Source organism: Vibrio cincinnatiensis DSM 19608, assembly GCF_900167345.1.
In the GTDB taxonomy this organism is placed as follows: domain Bacteria; phylum Pseudomonadota; class Gammaproteobacteria; order Enterobacterales; family Vibrionaceae; genus Vibrio; species Vibrio cincinnatiensis.
On record NZ_FUXB01000003.1, the window covers coordinates 25,066 to 46,670 of the forward strand.

Sequence of the window (21,605 nt, forward strand, 5' to 3'; positions counted from 1 at the left end):
GAGAAATGCTCAACATTTCATTAGAGGTTGTGATAAGAGAAGAGATCGCTCAATGCGGTTTTTATCATTGACTTTCTTCAGTTCATCGGTGTAAAGCTCCAACGAACTGAAGAAGAATGAGGTTAACGTACGATAAGACCCAGCAAGATACCAACGGCACCGAAATCAGCGTCACTGAAGGTGGTGTTAGCAAAGCCAAGGTCGCCTAATACTGGCATTAGGAAAACCGGTAAGAAAGTAATGAGTAAGCCTTGTGCAAATGCGCCAAGAATGGCCCCGCGTCTTCCCCCTGTAGCATTGCCAAATACCCCGGCGGCTGCACCGACAAAGAAATGAGGAACCACACCCGGAATAATGATAGTCAACCCCATCGCGTACAAGAGCACCATGCCGACTAACCCAGCGGCAAAGCTAGAGAGAAAGCCGACTAAAACTGCATTCGGTGCGTAAGGAAATACAACCGGGCAGTCAAGAGCCGGTTTTGCATTAGGTACCAATTTGTCAGAGATCCCTTTAAAGGCTGGAACAATCTCTGCAATGACCATTCTCACCCCTTGCAAAATCACATACACGCCACCAGCGAAGGTGATGGATTGCATTAATGCAAACATAAACCAGTGTTTTCCGCCACTGACTTCACGTACAAAATCCCCCCCAGCAAATAAGCAAGTAATAATGAAGATAATGCCCATTGTAAATGAGATAGCAACGGGGGTATCACGTAGGAAAAGTAAACTTTTGGGCACATTCATCTCTTCGGTTGAGTGTGCTTTATTACCCAATTTACTGCCAATGAACCCCGCTAATACGTAGGATAGCGTTGAGAAGTGGCCGATGGCGACATCATCAGAACCCGTGACTTGCTTCATATAGCGATGAGCAATTGCTGGGAAAAAGACCATCACTGAGCCAACAACAATAGAGCCCAACGCAATTAATGGTATGCCTGTCATACCGCTGGATGAAAGAATAGCGGCGACCATCATTGACATAAATAATGTGTGGTGGCCCGTTAAGAAGATAAACTTCCAAGGGCTGAAACGAGCAATCAGAATATTAACCAGCATAGCAAAGAACATGATCATCGCCATTTCTTTACCAAAGGCCTCCTGAGCAATGGAAACAATTGCCTCGTTATTAGGGACGACGCCAGTGATCCCAAAGGCTTGTTGGAATATCACCGCAAAATCACCCAATGAATTAACGACTAATCCCGCACCCGCTCCTAAAATAATAAAGCCCAGAATGGTTTTTATTGTTCCTTTAACACATTCTGTTATCGCTTTTTTCTGAGCAATGAGGCCGATAAGTGCGATTAAACCCACTAAGACAGCCGGTTCAGAAAGCACATCTTTCATTAAAAAATTAAAGAATTCCATGATTTCTCCTTAAAGAATACCAAGCTCTTGTAGGGCAAGGGATAGGCGATCTTTCATTGCCGTTTTATCGACCATGTTATCTAGCGAGACAATTTTTTGCTCAACGCCTAAAGCATTCAGTTGTTCCACAATATCTCTTGTACCAATAAAGATATCGCATTGAGTACCTTTGGCTGAACCGAGATCAATATGATCCACCTCTGCCTCAATATTGAGTTCTTTAACAATGGATTTAATACTCATTTCCATCATAAGGCTGGTCCCTAGACCATGCCCGCAAACCACCATAATTTTCATGTTCATACCTTTTGTAAAAAGAGGAGTTAATATTGGCGAATGACGGCCAGAACATCGTCGACGCTATTCGCTTGGCAAAGTTGTGCAACATGCTGTTCATTCATCAATAACTCAGCGAGTTGCGCGATGGTTTCGATGTGGCTTTCACTATCTGTTGCTGCGAGTGTTACCAGCAGTTTGACGGGATCATTCTCATCGGCATCGAAGGGGACGCCTTGCTGGATGATGGTGATCGCAAGGGATAATCGGTTTACCCCATCTTCAGGTCTTGCATGAGGCATTGCCATCCTTGGGCCAACCACATAGTAGGGGCCAATCTCTTGGTGGGATTGAATAATGGCATCTAAATAGCGCGGCTCAATGGCCTCATTTTCAATCAGAGCTGAGCAGGATTTCTCTAACGCATCTTGCCAGTTTTGAGCATTGGGATAGATACGGATAACATCTTGAGTAATGAGATCGCATAACATGACTAGCCCTTTCTTAAGGTTGTGAATTTCGAATAACTCTATCGATCATTAGAAGGATAAAAATAGATTGATATCACAAATGTTAGCGCTATCTATCTGGGGTTTTTATATTTGTGATAGCGCTATCATTTGATGGGAGATCTAAGGTAAGAGGTTGTGTTTAAGGGGCTTTACGTTACACTCGAGGTCATGAAATGTAATGCGTACTGTTAAAAGAAAAACAGATAGTCATAATGAATGAACCTCGTAAAAGAAAAAGTACTGGAAACGTGACGTTAGCCGATGTGGCTAAACATGCTGGTGTGGGAAGCATGACAGTATCTCGAGCATTGAGAACACCGGAACTGGTTTCAGAGAAGCTCAGAGAAAAAATTCAGCAAGTGGTCGACGAACTCGGTTATATTCCCAACAAAACAGCAGGAGCGCTCGCTTCGGGGGAAAGTTATTCCATTGCTTTGATCTTGCCTTCATTGGTTGAAAAATCGAGCGCACTTTTTTTGCCGCGATTTCAGCAAACGCTAAATAAAGCCGGTTACCAACTTCTACTCGGTTACAGCGATTATTCGACGGAACAAGAAGAGAAATTATTAGCCACTTTTTTGGAAAGCCGCCCAGCTGGTGTCGTTGTTTTTGGTTCGATCCATTCTCCAAGAACTCAGCAGTTGCTTGAGACAGCAAATACTCAAGTGATTGAAATTTGTGAGCTTAACACCCAAAGTCGTTACCTAACAATGGCGGTTGATCATTTTAAAATGGGAAAGCAAGCCACCGAGCATTTGATTAAACGTGGTTTTAAGAAAATTGGTTTTATTGGGGCACGAACGCAACATTCGACCTTGCAGCAAAAATTACACGGCTGGCAAAGTGCCATGTTGGAAAATTATCTCACCCCTGATCATTTTTTAACGACCCATGAAGGTCCTTCTGCTCAACTAGGGGTTGAAGGGTTGAGTAAATTATTACTGCGAGAGGCGGGCTTAGATGCCTTAATTTGTAGCCATGAAGAGATTGCGATAGGGGCTCTTTTTGAATGTCATCGCCGCGTCATTAAAGTGCCGTGGGATATGGCCATCATCTCATTGGAAGGGACATCGATGGGCGCTCATGCTTTTCCTAGCTTAACTTGTTTAGAGGTAGATTATGAAAAAATGGGAGCAAAAGCCGCAGAAATGCTTTTGCGTGCCATTAAGAATGAGGAACCCTTACCAAGGGCAGAAGTGAGTTTTACCTTACAAGCTCGGGCGAGCACGTCAATTAATTAAACGGATCGTTATGCTCGGCAAAGTAAACGCAAAAGTGCAATAGTTTGCTTTTCTTAATAGGGTTATGCGGGTAGAGAAAAAGAAAAAAGCCAGTGAGAGGAGCACTCACTGGCAAAAAATTATTGCGTTATTTCTAATAATAGAGGGAGTTAAGCCGTCGCTGTGTGTTTATCAGCTGCGCGTGATTTTAGGAAGGCATAACCAGCCCCTGTTACCACGGTTCCTGCGGCAATAGCAACTAAGTACATCAGCACAGGAGTAATGGCATTAGGGATCATCAGCACAAACAAGCCGCCGTGTGGTGCCATTAATTTAGCGCCGAATAACATAGATAAAGCCCCAGTTAATGCACCGCCTACCATACAGGCAGGGATAACTCGCATCGGATCTTTTGCAGCAAACGGAATGGCACCTTCAGAGATGAAGCAAAGGCCAAGTACAAATGAAGCTTTGCCTGCTTCACGTTCACCTGCTTCAAATTTGTCTTTAGCAAGGAAAGTGGCTAAACCCATGCCTAGCGCAGGAACCATACCTGCCGCCATAATTGCCGCCATTGGTGCATAGGTTTGTGAAGCAAGTAGGCCGACACCAAAAGTATAGGCCGCTTTATTGACAGGGCCTCCCAAGTCAAAGCACATCATGGCTCCAAGAATAATACCAAGTAAAATAGCGTTGGTGGAACCCATGCTATTTAGGAACTCTGTCATGGCGGACATAATGCCAGAAACAGGGCCTCCCACGATGTAAATCATTACCAAACCCGTGACTAAGCTGGCAACAAAAGGAATAATGAGTATCGGTTTTAATGCTTCCATCGATTGTGGAAGAGAGACATTATCGGCAATCCATTTTGCTGAATAACCCGCGATGAAACCTGCGGCAATCCCACCTAAGAAACCAGCGCCTGTTGAGCTAGCCAGCATACCGCCAATTAAACCTGGTGCCAGACCTGGGCGGTCAGCAATGGAGAAGGCAATATAACCAGCCAGAACAGGAATCATTAATGCGAACGCTGATCCACCACCAATGGACATGAGCGCCGCTGCGAGTGTGCCTTCTTCTTTAAACGCTTCAATACCAAAGACGAAAGAGAGGGCGATGATCAACCCCCCAGCAACGACCACGGGTAACATATGTGATACCCCTGTCATGAGGTGTTTATAGACCCCTTTCTTCTCATCGGTAGCATTGTCATTTGCGTTACCAGAGTGCTGATACACCGTGGCCATTTCAAAGGCTTTATCCATCTCTTCAGCGGTTTTTTTCAATGCAGGCCCTGTTTTAGTGCGATACATTTTTTTACCATTAAAGCGATCCAACGGGACTTCGATATCCGCTGCGATGATCACCAGATCGGCTTCGGCAATCTCTTGCGCAGTTAACTGATTTTTTGCCCCTACTGAGCCACGCGTTTCTACTTTTATTTGGTGTCCTCGGCGTTTTCCTTCCTCTTCTAGCGCTTCTGCGGCCATAAAGGTGTGAGCAACTCCCGTTGGACAAGCGGTAATCGCAACAATTTTCTTCGCGGTATGGCTGGTTTTAGTTGGTGCTTGGAAAGCGGTGGCTTCTGTAGCTGAAAGCTCTGCTGCTTGTTGGGCTGCCATGGTGAGATATGCTTTTGGATCGCTAGTGCAGGCAGAAATATCACTTTGGTAGACTTTTTTACCAATGAAACGGGTAGTATCGATAGGGGTATTGGCAGCAATAATGACCACGTCAGCTTGTGCAATTTCTGCTTCTGTTAACGTATGGGCTTCTAATACGGAAGAGTGACACTCAACCGTTGCCGTCCAGTTTAGCGATTTGGCCGCCTGTTCAAGGAGACCTGCGGCAATAATACTATTGGCAACCCCGCTGGGGCATGCGGTAATAATGGCAATATTCATAGTTTCGACCTTCTGTCCTTAGTGGTTAGTGTTATGACTAACGGGTTGTAGGTGGATATCTTTTTGTAGGGAAGTTAAGTGTTCAACACTGGGTACACCCACGCCAACTTGTGTCACCGCAAGAGCGGAGAGCGCAGTGGCGAAAGTGATCAATGATTCTTTTTTCATTGCTTGCATATGTCCCCAGCACAAGCCTGCGACTAAGGTATCGCCCGCACCAACGGTACTGACAACCTCCATTTTGGGCGGTTTGGCATGTAACCATTGTCCTTGATTGAGCCACATAGTACCTTCCGCTCCCATTGAGACGACGATATTATCAATACCTTTATCGGCCAGTTGTTCTGCGGCGAGGCGGCAAGCTTCTGGGGTGTGCAATTCACGGCCAACAAATTGAGCCAGTTCTTCATCATTCGGCTTAATCAACCAAGGTCTGGCGTTAATGCCAACCGCTAAGGCTTCTCGGCTGCTATCAAAAAGCACCTTTTTACCTAAAGACCCCAATTTCTCTATCCAAGAAGCACAAAGTTGAGGTGAAATGCCGGAAGGTAAACTGCCTGCTAGCACAAAGTAGTCGTGATCCTCAGCCAGTTGGAACAAGGTTTGTTCAAAGCGAGCAATATCTTGTTCATTGACATGAATGCCGGGGAAATTGATGTCGCTGACTTGACCCGATTTTTCGACCAGTTTGACATTAATACGAGTTGCCCCTTGGATTCGGATAAATTTATCTTCCGCCCCCATCTGTTCAAAAAGCTGGCAAAACATTTCTTGATTATCTAGGCCAAGAAAACCGGTAACGGTAACTTTAGCTCCGAGATCGCTCAGCACCTTAGCCACATTGACGCCTTTACCTGCGGGATGAAGCGAGCCTTGTTTAACCAAACTCACGGAACCCACTTGCAAGGAATCTAAACTGCCAGTCAAATCCAAAGCTGGGTTTAGGGTAATGGTGACCACTTTATTACTCATAAGACGCTCCTTAATGCTCACCAAGGCCAGATTTAATGGCTAAGCCGATAGATTCCAGTGCTTGTGCCGCATCTGGACCTTCGGCCGTAAATTGCAATTGATGGCCGTGTTTCACTCCCAGAGCAATCACCTTCATCAAGCTTTTCGCATTGACGGACTTTCCGTCACCGTCCAAATTTGAAACCTTAATGTTGGACTCAAATTTTTTCGCTTCAGCCACCAGCATCGCTCCAGGGCGAGCATGTAAACCGTGTGAATTGGTAATTTTAAAAATGGCACTTTCTCCACGGTTGGCTTCACTCTGAGTGGGGGTTTCTGACGAGGATTCTTGAGTAAAAAGTGCAACGAGTTGCCCTGCATCGGCTTGTAATAGCTTTTCTTGCTGTTGAGCAAATACCAATTGAGAAAGCTTATCGAGTAAACCACGATGGGCAGCGTTACAAGCAGCAATAGCGATTAATGCTTTTACCGTTATCCCTTGATATTCACAATCATTAGCCGTTGAAACAAAAGACATCCCACTGCGTTTTACCTGCTTATCACTGCTAACCAACCAAAGACCTTTGCCTAAATGAGTCGGTTGTTTGGTCACAAGCTCGGCGACAAATTCGCTGTCTGCACAACCTGTATTTTTAAGGAGTCCACCTGCAACGGCACTCATTTGAACCATATCACTGGCAGGAAAATGAAGTTGAATTAAGGATGCATCAAACTCGGCTTCAAATTGAACATCACCATTCAGTAGAGCAACAATTTCTGAGGCTTGTTTTGCTTGTTTCAGTCTCTCTTCAACACCATCAGCAGACAACACTTTAGTCAGTTGTTTCAATATACCTAAATGTTCATCGGATTTTGCGGCAATCCCAATGGCAACATACACCGTATTACCGTCACCCCAACCCACACCATGAGGGAAGTGATGAACGGCCACTCCGGTTTCTTGTACTAAGTCACGGGTATCGATGGTGCCGTGTGGAATGGCAATACCATTACCTAAGAACGTCGAATTTTGAGCCTCACGATTGAGCATGCCTTGGACATAGCCGGATTTGACCAGTTTTTTTTCTGTCAGGTCTGCCGCGATAGAACGAATGGCCTCTTGCTTGTTGGATGGTGTTTGTTCTAGTCGAATATCTTTAAGTGAGAGTTGCAGCATGTTTGGCCCCTTAGCCCATCAAGGCTTTGTGTCTAACCCCCAATCTTGATGACTGGATGTTAAGGTTATTTAAGTTAGCTGAATCGTTTCAGCTTTAAGTTCAAAAAAATTTAGCAAAACGGTCATTGATAAAAATGAGTCTGTTTTATTAGGTTTAGTCTAAAAAACTCGACTTGGCTACCAATTTAGGTTTTTGCTGAATCCTTTCAGCTTTAATACTGAATCGATTCAGCGTATAATTCAACTCAATTTAGGATCGAAGATTTATTTCTATGATCCCACGCACAGAACCAGAGTAATGGATATGACACTTGATGAAATTGCTAAGTTGGCAGGCGTCTCTAAAACCACGGCAAGTTATGTAATTAATGGTAAAGCGACCAAATATCGAATCAGTGAAAAAACGCAACAGAAGGTGATGGCGGTCGTTGAGCAACATAATTATCGACCCGATTTAGCCGCTTCGTCCCTTCGAGCGGGTAATAGTCGGTCCTTTGGTTTGATCATTCCTGATCTTGAAAACACCAGTTATGCCAAATTAGCAAAATTGCTAGAGCAAAACTCACGACAAGCTGGCTATCAAATTTTAATAGGTTGCTCAGATGATGATGCAGATATAGAAAAAAATGTTGCTCAGGCTTTGGTTTCTCGTCGGATTGATGCGCTGTTTGTGGCTAGCAGTATGCCCGAGGCCAGTGAATTCTACTGGAAAATGCAGCAGGCCGGGACACCTGTGATTGCGATTGACCGCCCTTTAGATGACGAATATTTTCCTTGTGTGATCAGTGAAGATTTTGGTGCGGCTTTTGAGTTAACCCAATCTGTATTGAGTGAATCGGTAACAACGGTTGGGTTGATTGGTGCCTTACCCGAACTCAGCATTTCTCAAGAACGTCAGCTAGGCTTTGAGGCGGCATTAAAAGTTGAAAATAAACAAGCCTTAGTGGGGTATGGCGAGCACTTCAATCGAAAAGAGGGGCGAAGGATTTTTGAACAGTGGTTAAGGGAAGAGACCATGCCTGATGCGATTGTCTCAACATCATATACCTTATTAGAAGGCATTTTGGATGTGCTCTTGGAATACCCATTATTAATGGAGAAGTTGCATTTAGCTACCTTTGGTGATAATCGGCTTCTGGATTTTTTACCCATAAAAATCAATTCATTACCTCAACAATTTGAACTTATTGCTGATAGTGCTCTAGCATTGGCACTGAACGCTTCGGCCAAACGCTACTCAACAGGCATTGAACTGGTAGCAAGAAAGCTTAAGGTTCGTCGTTAGCCTCTGTCGTTGTATGATTAACTCATCACCGTTTTGATTTGCGGTTGGTGAGTTTTTTATCAGTGAAGCGATGAAACCAACTCATAGCATGGGCCGATTGTTCCTAGCATCTTGAAGTTAGTTAGGTATATCATAGCGTTATTATCCCTATTGGCTTACAGGCTTGGAATGAAATTTCTGCACACCTCTGATTGGCATCTAGGTCGTCAATTTCATAATGTGTCACTGCTTGATGATCAACGGCACGTTCTTAATCAAATGATTCAATACATGGAGCAACATCCGGTTGATGCGTTGATTGTCGCTGGTGATGTGTATGATCGTTCTGTACCGCCGACGGCTGCCATTGAACTATTGGATGAGGTCGTGAGCAAAGTCTGTGGGCAAATGGGTATTCCGATGATCATTATTCCGGGTAATCATGACGGTGCCAAGCGTTTGGGTTTTGCTGCCAAGCAACTGCAATCCTCTGGTTTGCATATCATCAGTCATTTTTCGCAGATGCTAACACCAGTGGTGCTGAAGTCTGCTCAGGCGGGGGAAGTGGCATTCTATGGTATGCCTTATAATGATCCTGAATTGGTTCGTGATGCCTTTCAAAACAAAGTGAGTAGCCATGACGAAGCCCATCAATATCTTTGCGAGCGTATGGTTGAAGAGTTTGACCCGTCACAACGTCACGTATTGATTAGCCACTGTTTTGTCGATGGTGCAATGGAGTCTGAATCTGAACGGCCGCTTTCTATTGGTGGGTCAGATCGAGTTAACCATGAACATTTCTTACCCTTTGATTATGTAGCGTTAGGGCACTTGCATCAGCCTCAGCAGAAAGGACAAGACTTTATCCGCTATAGTGGATCTTTGATGAAGTATAGCTTTTCGGAGCAGCATCAGAAGAAAGGGATGACACTGGTTGAGTTAAATGAAGATGGGTTTGTATCAGCGCAACACCTTCCTTTGTCATCCCCCCATGACATGCGCATTATCGAAGGTGATCTGCAAGCATTAATTGAGCAAGGTCAGTGTGACCCTCATTATGAAGATTATCTTTTGGTGCGCCTAATGGATAAACACGCGATTCTTGACCCGATGGAAAAGTTACGCAAAGTTTACCCTAATGTTTTGCATTTAGAAAAACCAGGAATGCTGATGGATGCAGATCAGGCCATGGGGCGTGCGCGGTTGGCTCGTGGGGAAATGGACATGTTTCGGGATTTTTTTCTGGAGGCTAAACAAGAGCCACTATCGGAACAACAAGCGCTTGCTATCTCTCAAGTCATTCAATCGCTTAAACAAGGGGAGTCTTTGTAATTATGCGTCCGATTCAATTGACTCTACAAGCTTTTGGTCCTTTTGCTTCTCAACAGGTTATCGACTTTAGTCAGTTTGGCCATGCACCTCTTTTTCTGATTAATGGCCCAACAGGAGCAGGGAAAAGCTCAATTCTGGATGCGATTTGCTTTGCCTTATACGGAGAAACGACGGGCAGTGAGCGTTCTGGCGATCAAATGCGTTGCGACTATGCCCCCAGTTCAGTGCTGACGGAAGTTCAGTTTATTTTTGAGCTAAACCAACGCCGTTTTATGATCACTCGTAGCCCGGATCAGGAAGTGGCGAAACAGCGTGGAGAGGGGACAACGAAGAAAAATCATGCGGCCAGTTTGGTTGAATTGCTTGATTTGGGAGATGAAAAACTGATTGCACATCGCCCAACCCCCGTCAGTAAAGCAATGCTTGAGTTGATAGGGTTGGATGTAAAGCAATTTCGCCAAGTGATGGTCATTCCGCAAGGAAAGTTTCGTGAATTATTAATCGCCAATTCCAAAGAACGGGAACAAATCTTTGGTCAGCTCTTCCAAACTCAGATTTATGTGCAAATTGAGCGAGAGTTACTGGATAGAGCCGCAGGCATTCGTAAGCAAAAAGAGCAGTTTGATCATCAGATCAAAGGGGCATTAGAAGTAACGTCACTCAGCAGTGAAGAAGCATTACAAGCTGAGATATTCGCTACTAAGCCGTTGGTGCAGCAAAGTGAGCAAGCCTATCAAGCATCACAAAAGCAGCTTGATGCAATCAAACAACACTGGAACGATGCGCAAGAGTTGCAAAAGCAATTTCACCTGCAAGCTGAGCTTGAGAAAGAAAAAATGGCAATGCTTGCTCAACAACCAGCAATAGAAACGTTACGAAACCGTTTACAGCAAGCTCAAAAGGCGGCTCGTCTTGACTTACCCTATCAACAAAGCCGTGAGGCTCAGCGCCAACTTGATTTAGCCAAGCAAGCCAAAATCACGAAACAGCAAGCCTTTTCTTTGGCTGAAAAGCAACTAGAAGAGGCAACGTTGGCCTATCAACAGGCGGCGAAATCTGCCGAGCAAGTGGAATTACTGAATCAGCAACTCTATGAATTAGAAGGAGTGGGGAAAAAATTTGCTGCGTTAGAAGAGCAGAAAAAGCTTCATCACACGGCAAAGCAGCAATGGCTTACTGCTCAGCAAGCGGCAGAGCAAGCTCAACTTAAGGTGCAAACACTCGAAACGCAGTTGCAAGCTCAGTACGAAGAACTCGAAAAGATTCATCAGCAAAAGAGCCGTTTGGAAGCCAAGCTTCTCACCCAAACACAAGTGAGCGATCACATAACGTTACGTCTTAAACAGCAATCATTGGTGAAGAAAAAAGGTGATCTAGCGGATCAATTTAAGCGAGTTGATAGTGGTTATCAAGTTGCACAAACGGATGCTCAGCAGGCAAGGCAGCAAGCGGATCAATTAGAATTACGCTGGCATACCAACCAAGCGGCAGAGTTGGCGCAAAGGTTAAGCGAAGGTGAGGCATGTCCGGTCTGTGGGAGCCATACCCACCCCAATATTGCACAATTTTCTAGTGACGTTGTCACTAAAGGGCAAGTAAAACAAGCTAGAGAGGGGCAGAAAAAAGCCGAAGCCAGTGAGATTGAATGGTTAAAGCAATACCAGCAAGTAAAAAATGAGCTGAGCTACTTGGAACAAGAGCTGCAACAAGTCGCTGAGCAGATAACACAGAAGCAAATCGCCGATTTAGCAGTACTGCAAGAGCAGGGTAAACAGCTCACTCAAGAGATTGAACAGCTTTCTCGACTGAACCCTCAGCAACTTGAGGTGAACATTACGCAGTTAGAGCAAGATCTACGCACCACACGATCTCAGGCTGAGCAGCAAAAAAGTGCCTTAGAGCAAGCGACGCTTCGGGAAATTGAAGCGCATACACAAGTCACCCATTTACAGGCCGAAATCAGCAGTGACTTTACCCATGTTGATGAGGTTAGAGAAAAATATTCTGTTATTCATAAGCAAATTAAAGCGCTACAACAGGCTGAACAATCAGCAAGAACCCACTTAACGCAAACCCAGAATCATTGCTCTGCGACGCAATCTTCGTTAACCAGTGCCAATGAGCAGTGTGAAACATGGTTAAAAGAGTGGCAACGTATGCAGCAAGAATGGCAGCAAGCGCTGACTCAAAGCCCTTTCACGGATCAGGAGCATTATTTGCAGGCGCGAGTGGATGACAGCTCGATCACAGAAATGGAGGGGAAAATCCGTCAATTTGAGCAGTTGTGGTCCACGCTACAAGGCAAACTGGATAACTTGCAACAAGCATTAGCCGATAAACCGTTTCCGCAATTAACCGATATTCAGACCCAAATGGAGGCTCAACAACGCGATCTTACCGCTAAGCTCAATGATTTTACTCAACATCGCTCTCGACTTGATAGCTTACAACAAGTGAGTAAGAAACTGGTGCGTTTGCATGAGCACAATGAAACATTGGAAAAAGAGTATCAAGTTTACGGTACGCTCAGTGATATAGCGAATGGTCGAACGGGGGCCAAAGTGAGCTTACATCGTTTTGTCTTGGGCGTATTGCTTGACGATGTTCTGATACAAGCCTCACAACGCCTACAACGAATGAGTAAAGGGCGTTATTGGCTTAAACGTAAAGAGGATCGAGCAAAGGGGAATGCAGGCTCAGGCCTTGACTTGATGGTGGAAGATGCCTACACCGGAAAATGGCGTGATGTTGCCACCTTGTCGGGCGGGGAATCGTTTATGGCTGCACTCTCTTTAGCTTTGGGGCTATCGGATGTTGTGCAATCTTATAGTGGTGGGATTCGTTTAGATACTTTATTTATTGACGAAGGTTTTGGCAGTTTAGACCCTGAGTCACTTGATTTGGCGATTCAAACGTTGATTGATCTCCAGCAAGGGGGGCGGTGTATTGGTATTATTTCTCATGTGGCTGAATTGAAAGAACAAATTGCATTAAGATTGGATGTTGAGACATCCGTTCGCGGCAGTACCATCAAACTTATTGTATAGTGATGACTACTCTGCTCACTCATGCTGGTGAATAATATGAATGCAATAAAAAAAATATACCAATATGCAGAGCCAAATCTAACGTTAGTCGGATGGATGGGGCTGATCGGTTTTCCAGTTTATTACTATGTTTGGGCCTATCTTTTCCCGCAGCCATATGAGTCACTTGGGCTGCGTAGTTTTTGTTCGTTCCTGTTTGCCGGTATCGCTTTTCGCCACTCTTTGCCTAAGGTGTTACACCGTTATTTACCCGTATATTATCTGTTCTCTATTGGATTTTGCTTACCTTTTTTCTTTTTCTATATGATGTTAATGAATAGCTGGTCCACAGAGTGGGCCATGTCCTTTATGGCCTCTATTTTTTTACATATTTTACTGGTGCATGAAACGAAAGTGATGCTAATGCAAGCTTTGGTTGCATCACTCGCTGCTTATATTATTGCTTATTCTGTAATGGATACTGAACCTAGCCAGCTTATTTCATTAACTTATATTCCAATTTTTATTTTTACCTATGTATTTGGTAACTTATTTTATTTTCGGAATCAGATTTCTCATGAAAGCAAAGTGTCCATTGCAAAGTCTTTTGGTGCAGGGATTGCCCATGAGATGCGTAACCCGCTGAGTGCATTAAAGTCATCGATAGATGTCTTCCGTTCTATTTTGCCGAGCACGAACTCAAAAAATGATAATTATACATTAACAGCTCAAGAGTTAGCCCAACTGCAAGAGGTGTTAAATCATGCCGATGAAGTGATCCATTCGGGTAATGAGACCATCGATTTACTACTGACCTCGATAGATCAAAATCGAGTGTCGACATCAACGTTCAAAAAGCATTCAGCCGCCGCAATCGTAAATAATGCGATCCGTTCATTTTCCTATCCAAAAATGTTAGACAAGTCGAGGGTGTTTGCAACGATTGAAGATGAGTTTGATTTTTTAGGTAGTGATACCTTATTAAAGTTTGCCTTGTATAATCTATTGAAGAATGCATTTTATTACCAAAATAGTGAGTCTTTTAGAATTGATATTGACGTGAAGCGGCAAGCTGGAAAAAATCTGATCATAGTCAGAGATAATGGTGTTGGAATCGCACCTGAGCAACTGGATGAAATTTTTAAAGACTTTTATACGTTTGGTAAAAATAATAGTTATGGCTTAGGGCTACCTTTTTGCCGAAAAGTGATGCGCTCTTTTGGTGGGAGTATCCACTGTCGTTCAGTCTTGGGAGAATGGACCGAATTTATATTGACCTTTCCTGATTATGATTCTGAGCGAGTAAAACAAATTAAATTGGATTTAATGAAGTCTAAATCTGTTCTCTATATTGGTGAGGAGGACATTATTTACCACCATTTGAATGAACTGGCTTTTTATCAAGGCTTTACAATGTATTCTGTCAATGTTGAAGAAGCGATACATCGAGAAGAATTTGAATTCGAGTTTGATATTATTCTGGTTAGCCTAAATAAACTCTCTTCACAATGGGATAAGCTGAGTTTATTAGAAAATAAATTACATTTTACAGAGGCAAAAATTGGATACTTATATGATAAGAATCATCATTATCCGGTTAATATTTCACGTTATTTAACCGTGTATCCAATTGAAATGCACCAGCTATTGCTTGAACATTCATTAATAATGGATCAGCTTTTTTTTGAAATAGAGGAAAGTTCGGTTAATAGAAATCAAATTAAAACGCCTGAAGTCTGCTATCAACGGCGAATCTTATTGGTGGATGATAATGAATCATTGCGTATTTTTTCTGCATTATTATTGGAAAAACAAGGCTATGAAGTTTTTCAGGCCAATAATGGTAAACAGGCATTAGATATTATTTCAACTGAAAGTGTGGATTTAATTATCATGGACCTTGATATGCCGGTAATGAATGGTTTCGATACCACAAAGGCTATCCGTCATTTAGATGCAGACTATCATCATGTTCCTATTATTGGATATACAGGCGATGATCGTTCAGAAACGATTTCTGAGATTTACAAAATAGGCATGAATGATTATATCGTTAAGCCAGCAGATAAAGAGATTCTTTTGCAAAAAATAGCAAACTGGTTATGATATATTATTATAAAATAAGTGACCAATAACTTTCTATTGATCACTTAGTTAACAAGTTTAATTATTATTTAAAATATAAGTTTGGATTGTTGATGGCTAAGCCACAAACATGAATAATTTTGTCTATCTCTTCTTGAGTGAGTGAACTATTCAGAGATAAACGGATAATATTTTTGTTCTTGGCGGTCGCAGGACGACAGAACACTGCACCAAAAACCCCATGTTCTTCTAAGTAATCTCTGACTTTTTCTGTATTTCTTTCATCTCCAGTTTCTAAAGCAATAATTTGAGATTGACTACGTATAGTAAATCCTAATTTAACTAATGCTGATCTTAATGTTTTGGCATGACGAGCAAGTTGATCCCGTTTATCATCGGACTCTTGTATCACCGCTAAGGTTGCACTTAAGGCTTCGACTTCATAGGGAAGAATGGTCGAGCTAAAGATAGCTGGGTAACCAACAAAGGGAATACATTTATCCACATTATTGTTTGCCCATATTGCCCCCGCTCGATAAGCGAAGGTTTTGGCTAGGCTGACCGTCATAAAGTCGACTTGCCCTGATAACTCTAGCTCACATAGTAGCCCCGAACCATGTGGCCCATAAACGCCTAATGAATGAGATTCATCCACTAAAATTGCGCAATGGTGCTGTTTTGCAATCGTGACCAGCTCTGTCAATGGTGCCATAGTCCCTATGGTGCTATAGATAGAATCAACAGCAATCAGCCCAGGGCCGTGTCTTTTTATTAACTTAATTAAATGATGACAATTATTATGCATGAAGGGGTGCAGTTGTGCATTAGCGTATCGTGCTCCTTCCCACATGGACATATGAGCAAAAAAATCAATATAGACCGGCGTTTCTGGAGAGCAGATGGTTTGTAATAACGCGGTATTGGCATTCCAACCTGATTGCGATAATAAGCAAGTATCAAATTGAGCAAAGTCGGCTAACTGCTGCTCTAGTGGTGGTTTAGTGTGAGTATCTTGTAAAAAAATTCCTGACATAAAAAGGCTATCATGACTTTCATCAATGGCCTTTTTCAGTCGAGCTTTAATCACAGGATGATTAGATAAGCTGAGGTAGTCATTACTTTGTAGAATAATGTCATTCTCTGCGGGTCTTTTCCCTAATACAAGATGCTTTCCATTTTGATTGCTTTCAATAAGATCATGGATAAATAGGTTTAAACGCGTTTGAATAAACTCAGGTAGACGCGTATGTTTGGCATCGTATTTCATCGGTTGTATCCTTTTAATGTTTAATCAATGCCAGCTGACAAGGGATATTCTGACCGAAAAAAAATGATTGTCATTAAGGATATATTATTGTTTTGCCGTCGATAGCAAACTCCATTATAGTGAATTTATTATCTGTTTATCATTCATACACTCAGAGAGTTTAACGATTGGTATAATAAGAGTGTATTTTAAAATTAATGATTTAAATATACTATTTTCATGACTTAATGTTTTTCTCTGCTAAAGGTATTCTTTCTCTTAAATTAGGGATGGGCGTGATGTATGAGGGTGTAGGGGGCTTTATTGAATCTATTGAGGATGACTATTTAGATGACCTCGGCATAATTAAATGGAAACTCTTCAATGGGAACTGGGGCACCAAATAAATAACCTTGAAAATGAAGACATCCATAGCTGGCTAAACGGTCGCGTTGTTCTTGGGTTTCAACGCCTTCAGCAATAACAGACAATTTCATGCTTTTAGCCAGAGAGACGATGGTACGTGCAATGTCGGCATCATGCGTATTTGTCAGCAGATCATGGACAAACGATTGATCAATTTTCAGTTGATCTAAGGGCAGTTTCTTGAGGTAGTTGAGTGATGAGTATCCGGTTCCAAAATCATCCAACGCAAAATGGACACCATGCTGTTTGAGTTGGGTAATTTTGGCTATGGTATCTTCGAGATCTTGATGTAGCATACTCTCTGTTATTTCTAATTTTAGTTGCTGAGGATTCGCACCATGTTTTTGCAGGATGGACATCACCTGCTCGACGAAGTGAGTTTGATGGAATTGCTTCGCACTGATGTTGATGGCTAAGACTAAATTTTGAGTTAATGGGGTATGTCGCCATGTTGCCAAGACTTTACCCGCTTGATTGAGAATCCATTCACCTAAAGGCAAAATGAGCCCAGTTTCTTCTGCGACGGGAATAAATTGGGCGGGTGATATCATGCCATGTTTTGGGTGTTTCCACCGAATAAGGGCTTCAGCACCGACTAATTCTCCGCTATGAGTGACTTGGGGTTGATAGTAAAGAACAAATTGATGATGAGGAATTCCATAGCGAAGGTCGTTAGCCATCGCAGCATGTTCTAATACTTTTTTCTGCATCTCAGGGTTGAAGAAGCGATGGGTATTTCTTCCCGAACTTTTGGATTGATACATGGCTAAATCTGCTTGTTTGAGTAAGTCATCAAGACTCTGTTCTTCTCCTTGAAAAAGGGTGACGCCAATGCTTAATGTACTGTAGTGTTGCATTTCATTAATAGTATAGGGTTGAGCTTGAGCATGAAGAATTTTCTGGCAGAGGAGATCGACGCGTTTAGATGCGATCTCCTCACTGAAGCCTAATTGTTCAAGTACCATAACAAACTCATCCCCTCCAATACGGGCAACCGTATCGGTTCGTCTGATACACTCGCTTAGACGTTGACTCACTTGGGTTAAAAACTTGTCTCCAATATCGTGGCCTCGAGTATCATTGAGGATCTTAAAGTTATCTAAGTCTAGATAGAGAACGGCTCCGTAGTGGTTATCTCGGGTAGAATTTCGTCGAGCTTGTTCTAACCGTTCCATTAAGAGCTGGCGGTTTGGTAACCCAGTTAATTGGTCGTAGAAAGCCAACTGTTTGATTTTATTTTCTGCCGCATTGCGCTGGGTAACATCTACTAATGTAATGACATAATTGAGCACGGACTCTTCATTGTCATCCATCACTGCTGTCACATGTGTCCACTGTAGGTATTCTTCACCATTTTTTCGGCGGTTCCACATTTCTCTTTGCCAAGAACCATATAAGTCAAGTTGTTGTTTTAATTCATCATAATAATGCTCAGCGTGTTGTAGTGAACGTATAATGTCTAAATGTTGCCCAAGGACATCATAAGTCTGATAACCCGTAATATCGGTAAAAGCTTGGTTGACACGTAGAATGTACTTATTGGCATCGGTGACAATCATGCCTTCTGCTGATTCAAACACCGTGGCTGCAATCTTTAAATTTTCAACCATGCGTTGCATGGCTTCGCCAACTTGGTTGTATTCATAAATGCCGGTTGATGCAAATCGGACTCTTAACCCTTTTTGTATGCCTTGAATGTAGTTTGTTAACTGACTAATAGCGCGATTATGACTGAGGTGTAGTACCCAAGCCGCTATTATCAATAAGCAGAGAAAACCACCCGATAAGAGGAGGAAAGGGCGCATGTAGTGCTCAGTTATTGATGGGAATCGGTGTTTCTCTATACCGAGTTCTAGGGTAATAGGATAGGGTCGGTGGTTAAATTCAAGTGGAGAACTCCGTAAATGAAAAGATGGCAAACTGGATTCTTTGGATGCCAGAGTCAGTGATTGAGTCGATGTCGTTAAGGTTTGGTAGTGAATCAGCGGTTCACCTTGATAGTGAATGGTGAGTTTATCTACATCGGCACGTTCAGTGAGCATTTTGATAAAGTTTCGATTTTGACCAATCGCTAACCCGATAAACATGTACCCTCTTAAGCGGATAGTGGCGGGGTCAAAGAGAGGCACAGCTTTTATTAACGCGGTCAGTGGTGCACTATGAACGAATGTCCATTGATTGGTGTAGTGTAAAGGGGGAGTAATGTGATGCAAAAGTGGCTGGATATCATAAAGGGGTAATCCTGCATTGACCAATAACTCCCCAGAACTATCAACTAAAAAAAACAGGTCGAGAATGGCTCCCATGCTCGAATCTTGCAGCATGAAAATCATATCATTAGCGACGGAATCAAATTCAGCCTCTTGCTCAGTTAAAGATGAGAAAATTCGGTTTGACGCGGTGGTATGCAGATAAACTTCCAAAAGTTCTAATCGGTTTTCAATTAAATTTTGAATGCTTAATGCACGTTGGCTGAGATGCCCATCAATTTTTTCTTGCAAGTCATTCTGTGCGGTATGCAGTGAATAAAGCATCGAAGCCAGTAGAGCGACTAGCCCAAGAAAGCCAAAAATTAAGGTGATGCGCGTGGCAAACTTCAGTTCCCATTTTTTTCTTTTGCTGTTGTATTTTTGGCTTGGGTTCGATGACATGAATCATTACTCCTGTACGGCCCATCGGTTATTTTTTTTATCATCTAATGCTGACGGAATGTTTTTTAGGTGCCGAGACTCTGAGATAAGTTGTTGATATTCATTTAATTGGTTTGAGAATAGTGTATTTAATTCATCCTCTTCCATAAAAATCACTGGCATTTTAATTCTCTTTTCGGTGATGTGTTGGAACCGAGGATCTTGGCTCACATTTTTTAGCGCTTGCGCGAGTATCTTGACGTGGCTATCTGGGGTGTTCGCGGGGACCGCCACAACGCGGATGGCATGAACGCTAACCTCATACCCGAGTTCTTTTAAAGACGGCACATCTGGGTAATAAGCCAGCCGTTCATCTGCGAGACTCGCTAATACATGCATTAATCCAGAATCGGTATAAATACTGTGTGTTCCCCCACTAAAGGCGATATCTGCATCTCCAGATAAAATCAGTGGTGCCATCCCGGAACCGCCTGAGGTTGGTACGATACGTAAGGTAATGTTTTCACGCTGCATCACACGTTGAATGACAAATCGATCTTGAGCGTTTTGTGAAGCATAGATTAACCCCGGATTGGTTTTAGCGTATTGGATAAACTCCCCCCACGTTTTAAATGGCTTGTTCGGCCCTGTAATAAAGGCATTTTGATCTAACGTTATTCCTGCGACATAACGAAAGCTGTTGATGGAATAGGAGGCCGGGTTGATAAGGGGGGTAAAAGTATAGGGAAGCGAAAGGCCATATTGAAAAGTGTAACCTTGATCTTGACTCTCAGCCAACATGGCGGCGGCGGCACCGCCACCGGCTCCTGCGTGATAGATTATCTGGACGGGCTGTTTAAGCTGCTCTGTTAAGATTTGAGCTAACACTTGTCCTTGCACATCCGTACTTCCTCCTACGTTAAAGCCAATTAACATCGTCAAGGGGCGCGAAGGAAAAGACGCCTCAGCGTGCGTAAGGTGAATGCCCCCTAAATTGAGGAGTAAGGTGAGTATAATATAAGCGCGGATGGAATTCCTTTTCATCACAATGACCTATATTGTTGAATTACTCTAAGTTTAGGTGTGCTTTACTATTCTGTCTATGACTAGCGAAAACTCCTTTGCTATCAATTAATGACGATGAGAAGGCTTTTATTATGGTGTGGAGCTAACGATTTTTTTGCGTAATTTCAGGCCAATACATACGTAAGTATCCCCAAGCAACCCAGATGACAAGCAACGTTGCAATGGTCAGTTCTAAAAAACCGAAATGATGCAACCAATTCCATTGAGGATAGTAGTGCTCAAAGAAGACCGCTAAATGGTGCATGGCGATGGCACTGATAACCGAAGGAAAAGTGACGGCTGCAATTGAGGGTTGGAATTTTAAACGGAGCAGTCTGAAGTAGCATAGGTAAATGAGCAGGGTCATTGTGATGGCAATGCCTGCTAATGCACCCGTTAAAATGGGATCCGGAGATGAAAAGTTAACCAAGTAAGCGGCTAGCGTTAGGTTGATTGGCGCTGCCATTATTGCCAATGTAGGTCGAGCGCGCTTTGGAAGCATACCTTCAAATACCAAACGATATAGTACCACGGGCAGCATGACAAAATAGATAGCGATACAGATGCTGACTAAGGTTTCAGAAAAGACGGTATGCCCAAATTGCGTACCAGCAAGGGAACTGCTGATTAGCCCAACGGGGTATAGAAACCAACTGGGTACAATATGAGCAATTTTGAAATGCTGCAATTGAAAGCGAAAAAATAAGAGCATCATCGTGATGTGAAGAAGGAGTGACATTGCCCAAATGGGATAGGCGACAGCGGGAGAGATCGCTGCCAGATAATCACATAGGATCAGCAAAGCCATGCTCATAGGGGCCATCAGGCTCCCTGATAGTGGGTGGCGAATATCATTAAGGAATGTGGAGTAGCTGGTTAGATATTTTAGGAGTACAGGCAACAGAAGAATGGCTCCTGCTATGGCCATATATGGACGGATGATTAAACCGACACTCGGTAAGTACAAAGACCAAGCTTGCCCTAATCCAATGACACCTAATGCTAAAGCGGCTTGAGCTGGGGGAACGCTCTGTACATGAATCAACCTTTTCCAGTTCAATCTTCAACTCCTTGTATTACGTCGCATGAGAGGCGCGGCGATTCTACCA

General features: G+C 43.1%; 15 protein-coding genes. 5 read left to right on the plus strand and 10 right to left on the minus strand.

Features of this window, described 5'->3' with window-relative positions:
• Window positions 1-122: 122 nt before the first annotated feature.
• From ulaA to B5D54_RS03050, 3 genes are read right to left on the minus strand one after another with little or no spacing between them, the layout of a single operon-like run.
• Window positions 123-1,379, minus strand: a complete 1,257-nt coding sequence (gene ulaA, locus B5D54_RS03040) for a PTS ascorbate transporter subunit IIC (protein WP_078925012.1) — start codon at window positions 1,377-1,379, stop codon at window positions 123-125.
• 9 nt (window positions 1,380-1,388) lie between these two features.
• Complete coding sequence (locus tag B5D54_RS03045; protein WP_078925013.1) at window positions 1,389-1,676, minus strand: PTS sugar transporter subunit IIB; 288 nt, start codon at window positions 1,674-1,676, stop codon at window positions 1,389-1,391.
• Window positions 1,677-1,702: 26 nt separating this feature from the next.
• The gene (locus B5D54_RS03050; protein WP_078925014.1) at window positions 1,703-2,146 is read right to left on the minus strand and encodes a PTS sugar transporter subunit IIA; all 444 of its coding nucleotides are present in this window, start codon (window positions 2,144-2,146) and stop codon (window positions 1,703-1,705) included.
• Between the two features lie 233 nt (window positions 2,147-2,379).
• Here B5D54_RS03050 and B5D54_RS03055 point away from each other — a divergent pair, with 233 nt between their 5' ends.
• Window positions 2,380-3,408, plus strand: a complete 1,029-nt coding sequence (locus B5D54_RS03055; RefSeq protein WP_078925015.1) for a LacI family DNA-binding transcriptional regulator — start codon at window positions 2,380-2,382, stop codon at window positions 3,406-3,408.
• 149 nt (window positions 3,409-3,557) lie between these two features.
• Here B5D54_RS03055 and fruA read toward each other — a convergent pair whose 3' ends face one another.
• From fruA to fruB, 3 genes are read right to left on the minus strand one after another with little or no spacing between them, the layout of a single operon-like run.
• A complete protein-coding gene (gene fruA, locus B5D54_RS03060) occupies window positions 3,558-5,294 on the minus strand; it encodes a PTS fructose transporter subunit IIBC (RefSeq protein WP_078925016.1) in 1,737 nt (578 codons plus the stop codon).
• A gap of 18 nt (window positions 5,295-5,312) precedes the next feature.
• On the minus strand, window positions 5,313-6,266 hold the full coding sequence (gene pfkB, locus B5D54_RS03065) for a 1-phosphofructokinase (protein WP_078925017.1): 954 nt from the start codon (window positions 6,264-6,266) through the stop codon (window positions 5,313-5,315).
• Between the two features lie 10 nt (window positions 6,267-6,276).
• The gene (gene fruB, locus B5D54_RS03070) at window positions 6,277-7,422 is read right to left on the minus strand and encodes a fused PTS fructose transporter subunit IIA/HPr protein (protein ID WP_078925018.1); all 1,146 of its coding nucleotides are present in this window, start codon (window positions 7,420-7,422) and stop codon (window positions 6,277-6,279) included.
• 304 nt (window positions 7,423-7,726) lie between these two features.
• Here fruB and cra point away from each other — a divergent pair, with 304 nt between their 5' ends.
• The 4 genes from cra (at window position 7,727) to B5D54_RS03090 (ending at window position 15,150) form a co-directional block, all read left to right on the plus strand.
• Complete coding sequence (cra, locus tag B5D54_RS03075) at window positions 7,727-8,707, plus strand: catabolite repressor/activator (RefSeq protein ID WP_229601182.1); 981 nt, start codon at window positions 7,727-7,729, stop codon at window positions 8,705-8,707.
• A 168-nt stretch (window positions 8,708-8,875) separates the two neighbouring features.
• Window positions 8,876-10,018, plus strand: coding sequence for an exonuclease SbcCD subunit D (locus tag B5D54_RS03080; protein ID WP_078925020.1), 1,143 nt, complete (start codon window positions 8,876-8,878; stop codon window positions 10,016-10,018).
• Between the two features lie 2 nt (window positions 10,019-10,020).
• Window positions 10,021-13,065: an AAA family ATPase gene (locus B5D54_RS03085; protein ID WP_078925021.1), complete on the plus strand. Its 3,045-nt coding sequence runs from the start codon at window positions 10,021-10,023 to the stop codon at window positions 13,063-13,065.
• Window positions 13,066-13,101: 36 nt separating this feature from the next.
• Window positions 13,102-15,150, plus strand: a complete 2,049-nt coding sequence (locus tag B5D54_RS03090) for an ATP-binding response regulator (protein WP_078925022.1) — start codon at window positions 13,102-13,104, stop codon at window positions 15,148-15,150.
• A 64-nt stretch (window positions 15,151-15,214) separates the two neighbouring features.
• Here the strand turns inward: B5D54_RS03090 and cqsA are convergent, their stop codons facing one another.
• The 4 genes from cqsA to B5D54_RS03110 form a co-directional block, all read right to left on the minus strand.
• The gene (cqsA, locus tag B5D54_RS03095; RefSeq protein ID WP_078925023.1) at window positions 15,215-16,396 is read right to left on the minus strand and encodes an alpha-hydroxyketone-type quorum-sensing autoinducer synthase; all 1,182 of its coding nucleotides are present in this window, start codon (window positions 16,394-16,396) and stop codon (window positions 15,215-15,217) included.
• Window positions 16,397-16,722: 326 nt separating this feature from the next.
• Window positions 16,723-19,452 (minus strand): putative bifunctional diguanylate cyclase/phosphodiesterase, encoded by a 2,730-nt coding sequence (locus tag B5D54_RS03100; RefSeq protein WP_078925024.1) that lies wholly within the window; start codon window positions 19,450-19,452, stop codon window positions 16,723-16,725.
• Between the two features lie 6 nt (window positions 19,453-19,458).
• Window positions 19,459-20,475, minus strand: a complete 1,017-nt coding sequence (locus B5D54_RS03105; protein WP_078925025.1) for a tripartite tricarboxylate transporter substrate binding protein — start codon at window positions 20,473-20,475, stop codon at window positions 19,459-19,461.
• Between the two features lie 124 nt (window positions 20,476-20,599).
• Window positions 20,600-21,556 (minus strand): TDT family transporter, encoded by a 957-nt coding sequence (locus B5D54_RS03110; RefSeq protein WP_078925026.1) that lies wholly within the window; start codon window positions 21,554-21,556, stop codon window positions 20,600-20,602.
• Window positions 21,557-21,605: the final 49 nt, after the last annotated feature.

Excerpts from the sequence above, each read along its gene's own strand:
- fruB (WP_078925018.1), bottom strand. The coding sequence starts at position 7,422 with ATGCTGCAACTCTCACTTAAAGATATTCGACTAGAACAAACACCATCC.
- B5D54_RS03055 (WP_078925015.1), top strand. The coding sequence starts at position 2,380 with ATGAATGAACCTCGTAAAAGAAAAAGTACTGGAAACGTGACGTTAGCC.
- ulaA (WP_078925012.1), bottom strand. The coding sequence starts at position 1,379 with ATGGAATTCTTTAATTTTTTAATGAAAGATGTGCTTTCTGAACCGGCT.
- B5D54_RS03105 (WP_078925025.1), bottom strand. The coding sequence starts at position 20,475 with ATGAAAAGGAATTCCATCCGCGCTTATATTATACTCACCTTACTCCTC.
- B5D54_RS03080 (WP_078925020.1), top strand. The coding sequence starts at position 8,876 with ATGAAATTTCTGCACACCTCTGATTGGCATCTAGGTCGTCAATTTCAT.
- B5D54_RS03050 (WP_078925014.1), bottom strand. The coding sequence starts at position 2,146 with ATGTTATGCGATCTCATTACTCAAGATGTTATCCGTATCTATCCCAAT.
- B5D54_RS03090 (WP_078925022.1), top strand. The coding sequence starts at position 13,102 with ATGAATGCAATAAAAAAAATATACCAATATGCAGAGCCAAATCTAACG.
- B5D54_RS03085 (WP_078925021.1), top strand. The coding sequence starts at position 10,021 with ATGCGTCCGATTCAATTGACTCTACAAGCTTTTGGTCCTTTTGCTTCT.
- fruA (WP_078925016.1), bottom strand. The coding sequence starts at position 5,294 with ATGAATATTGCCATTATTACCGCATGCCCCAGCGGGGTTGCCAATAGT.
- B5D54_RS03100 (WP_078925024.1), bottom strand. The coding sequence starts at position 19,452 with ATGTCATCGAACCCAAGCCAAAAATACAACAGCAAAAGAAAAAAATGG.
- cqsA (WP_078925023.1), bottom strand. The coding sequence starts at position 16,396 with ATGAAATACGATGCCAAACATACGCGTCTACCTGAGTTTATTCAAACG.
- pfkB (WP_078925017.1), bottom strand. The coding sequence starts at position 6,266 with ATGAGTAATAAAGTGGTCACCATTACCCTAAACCCAGCTTTGGATTTG.
- B5D54_RS03045 (WP_078925013.1), bottom strand. The coding sequence starts at position 1,676 with ATGAAAATTATGGTGGTTTGCGGGCATGGTCTAGGGACCAGCCTTATG.
- cra (WP_229601182.1), top strand. The coding sequence starts at position 7,727 with ATGACACTTGATGAAATTGCTAAGTTGGCAGGCGTCTCTAAAACCACG.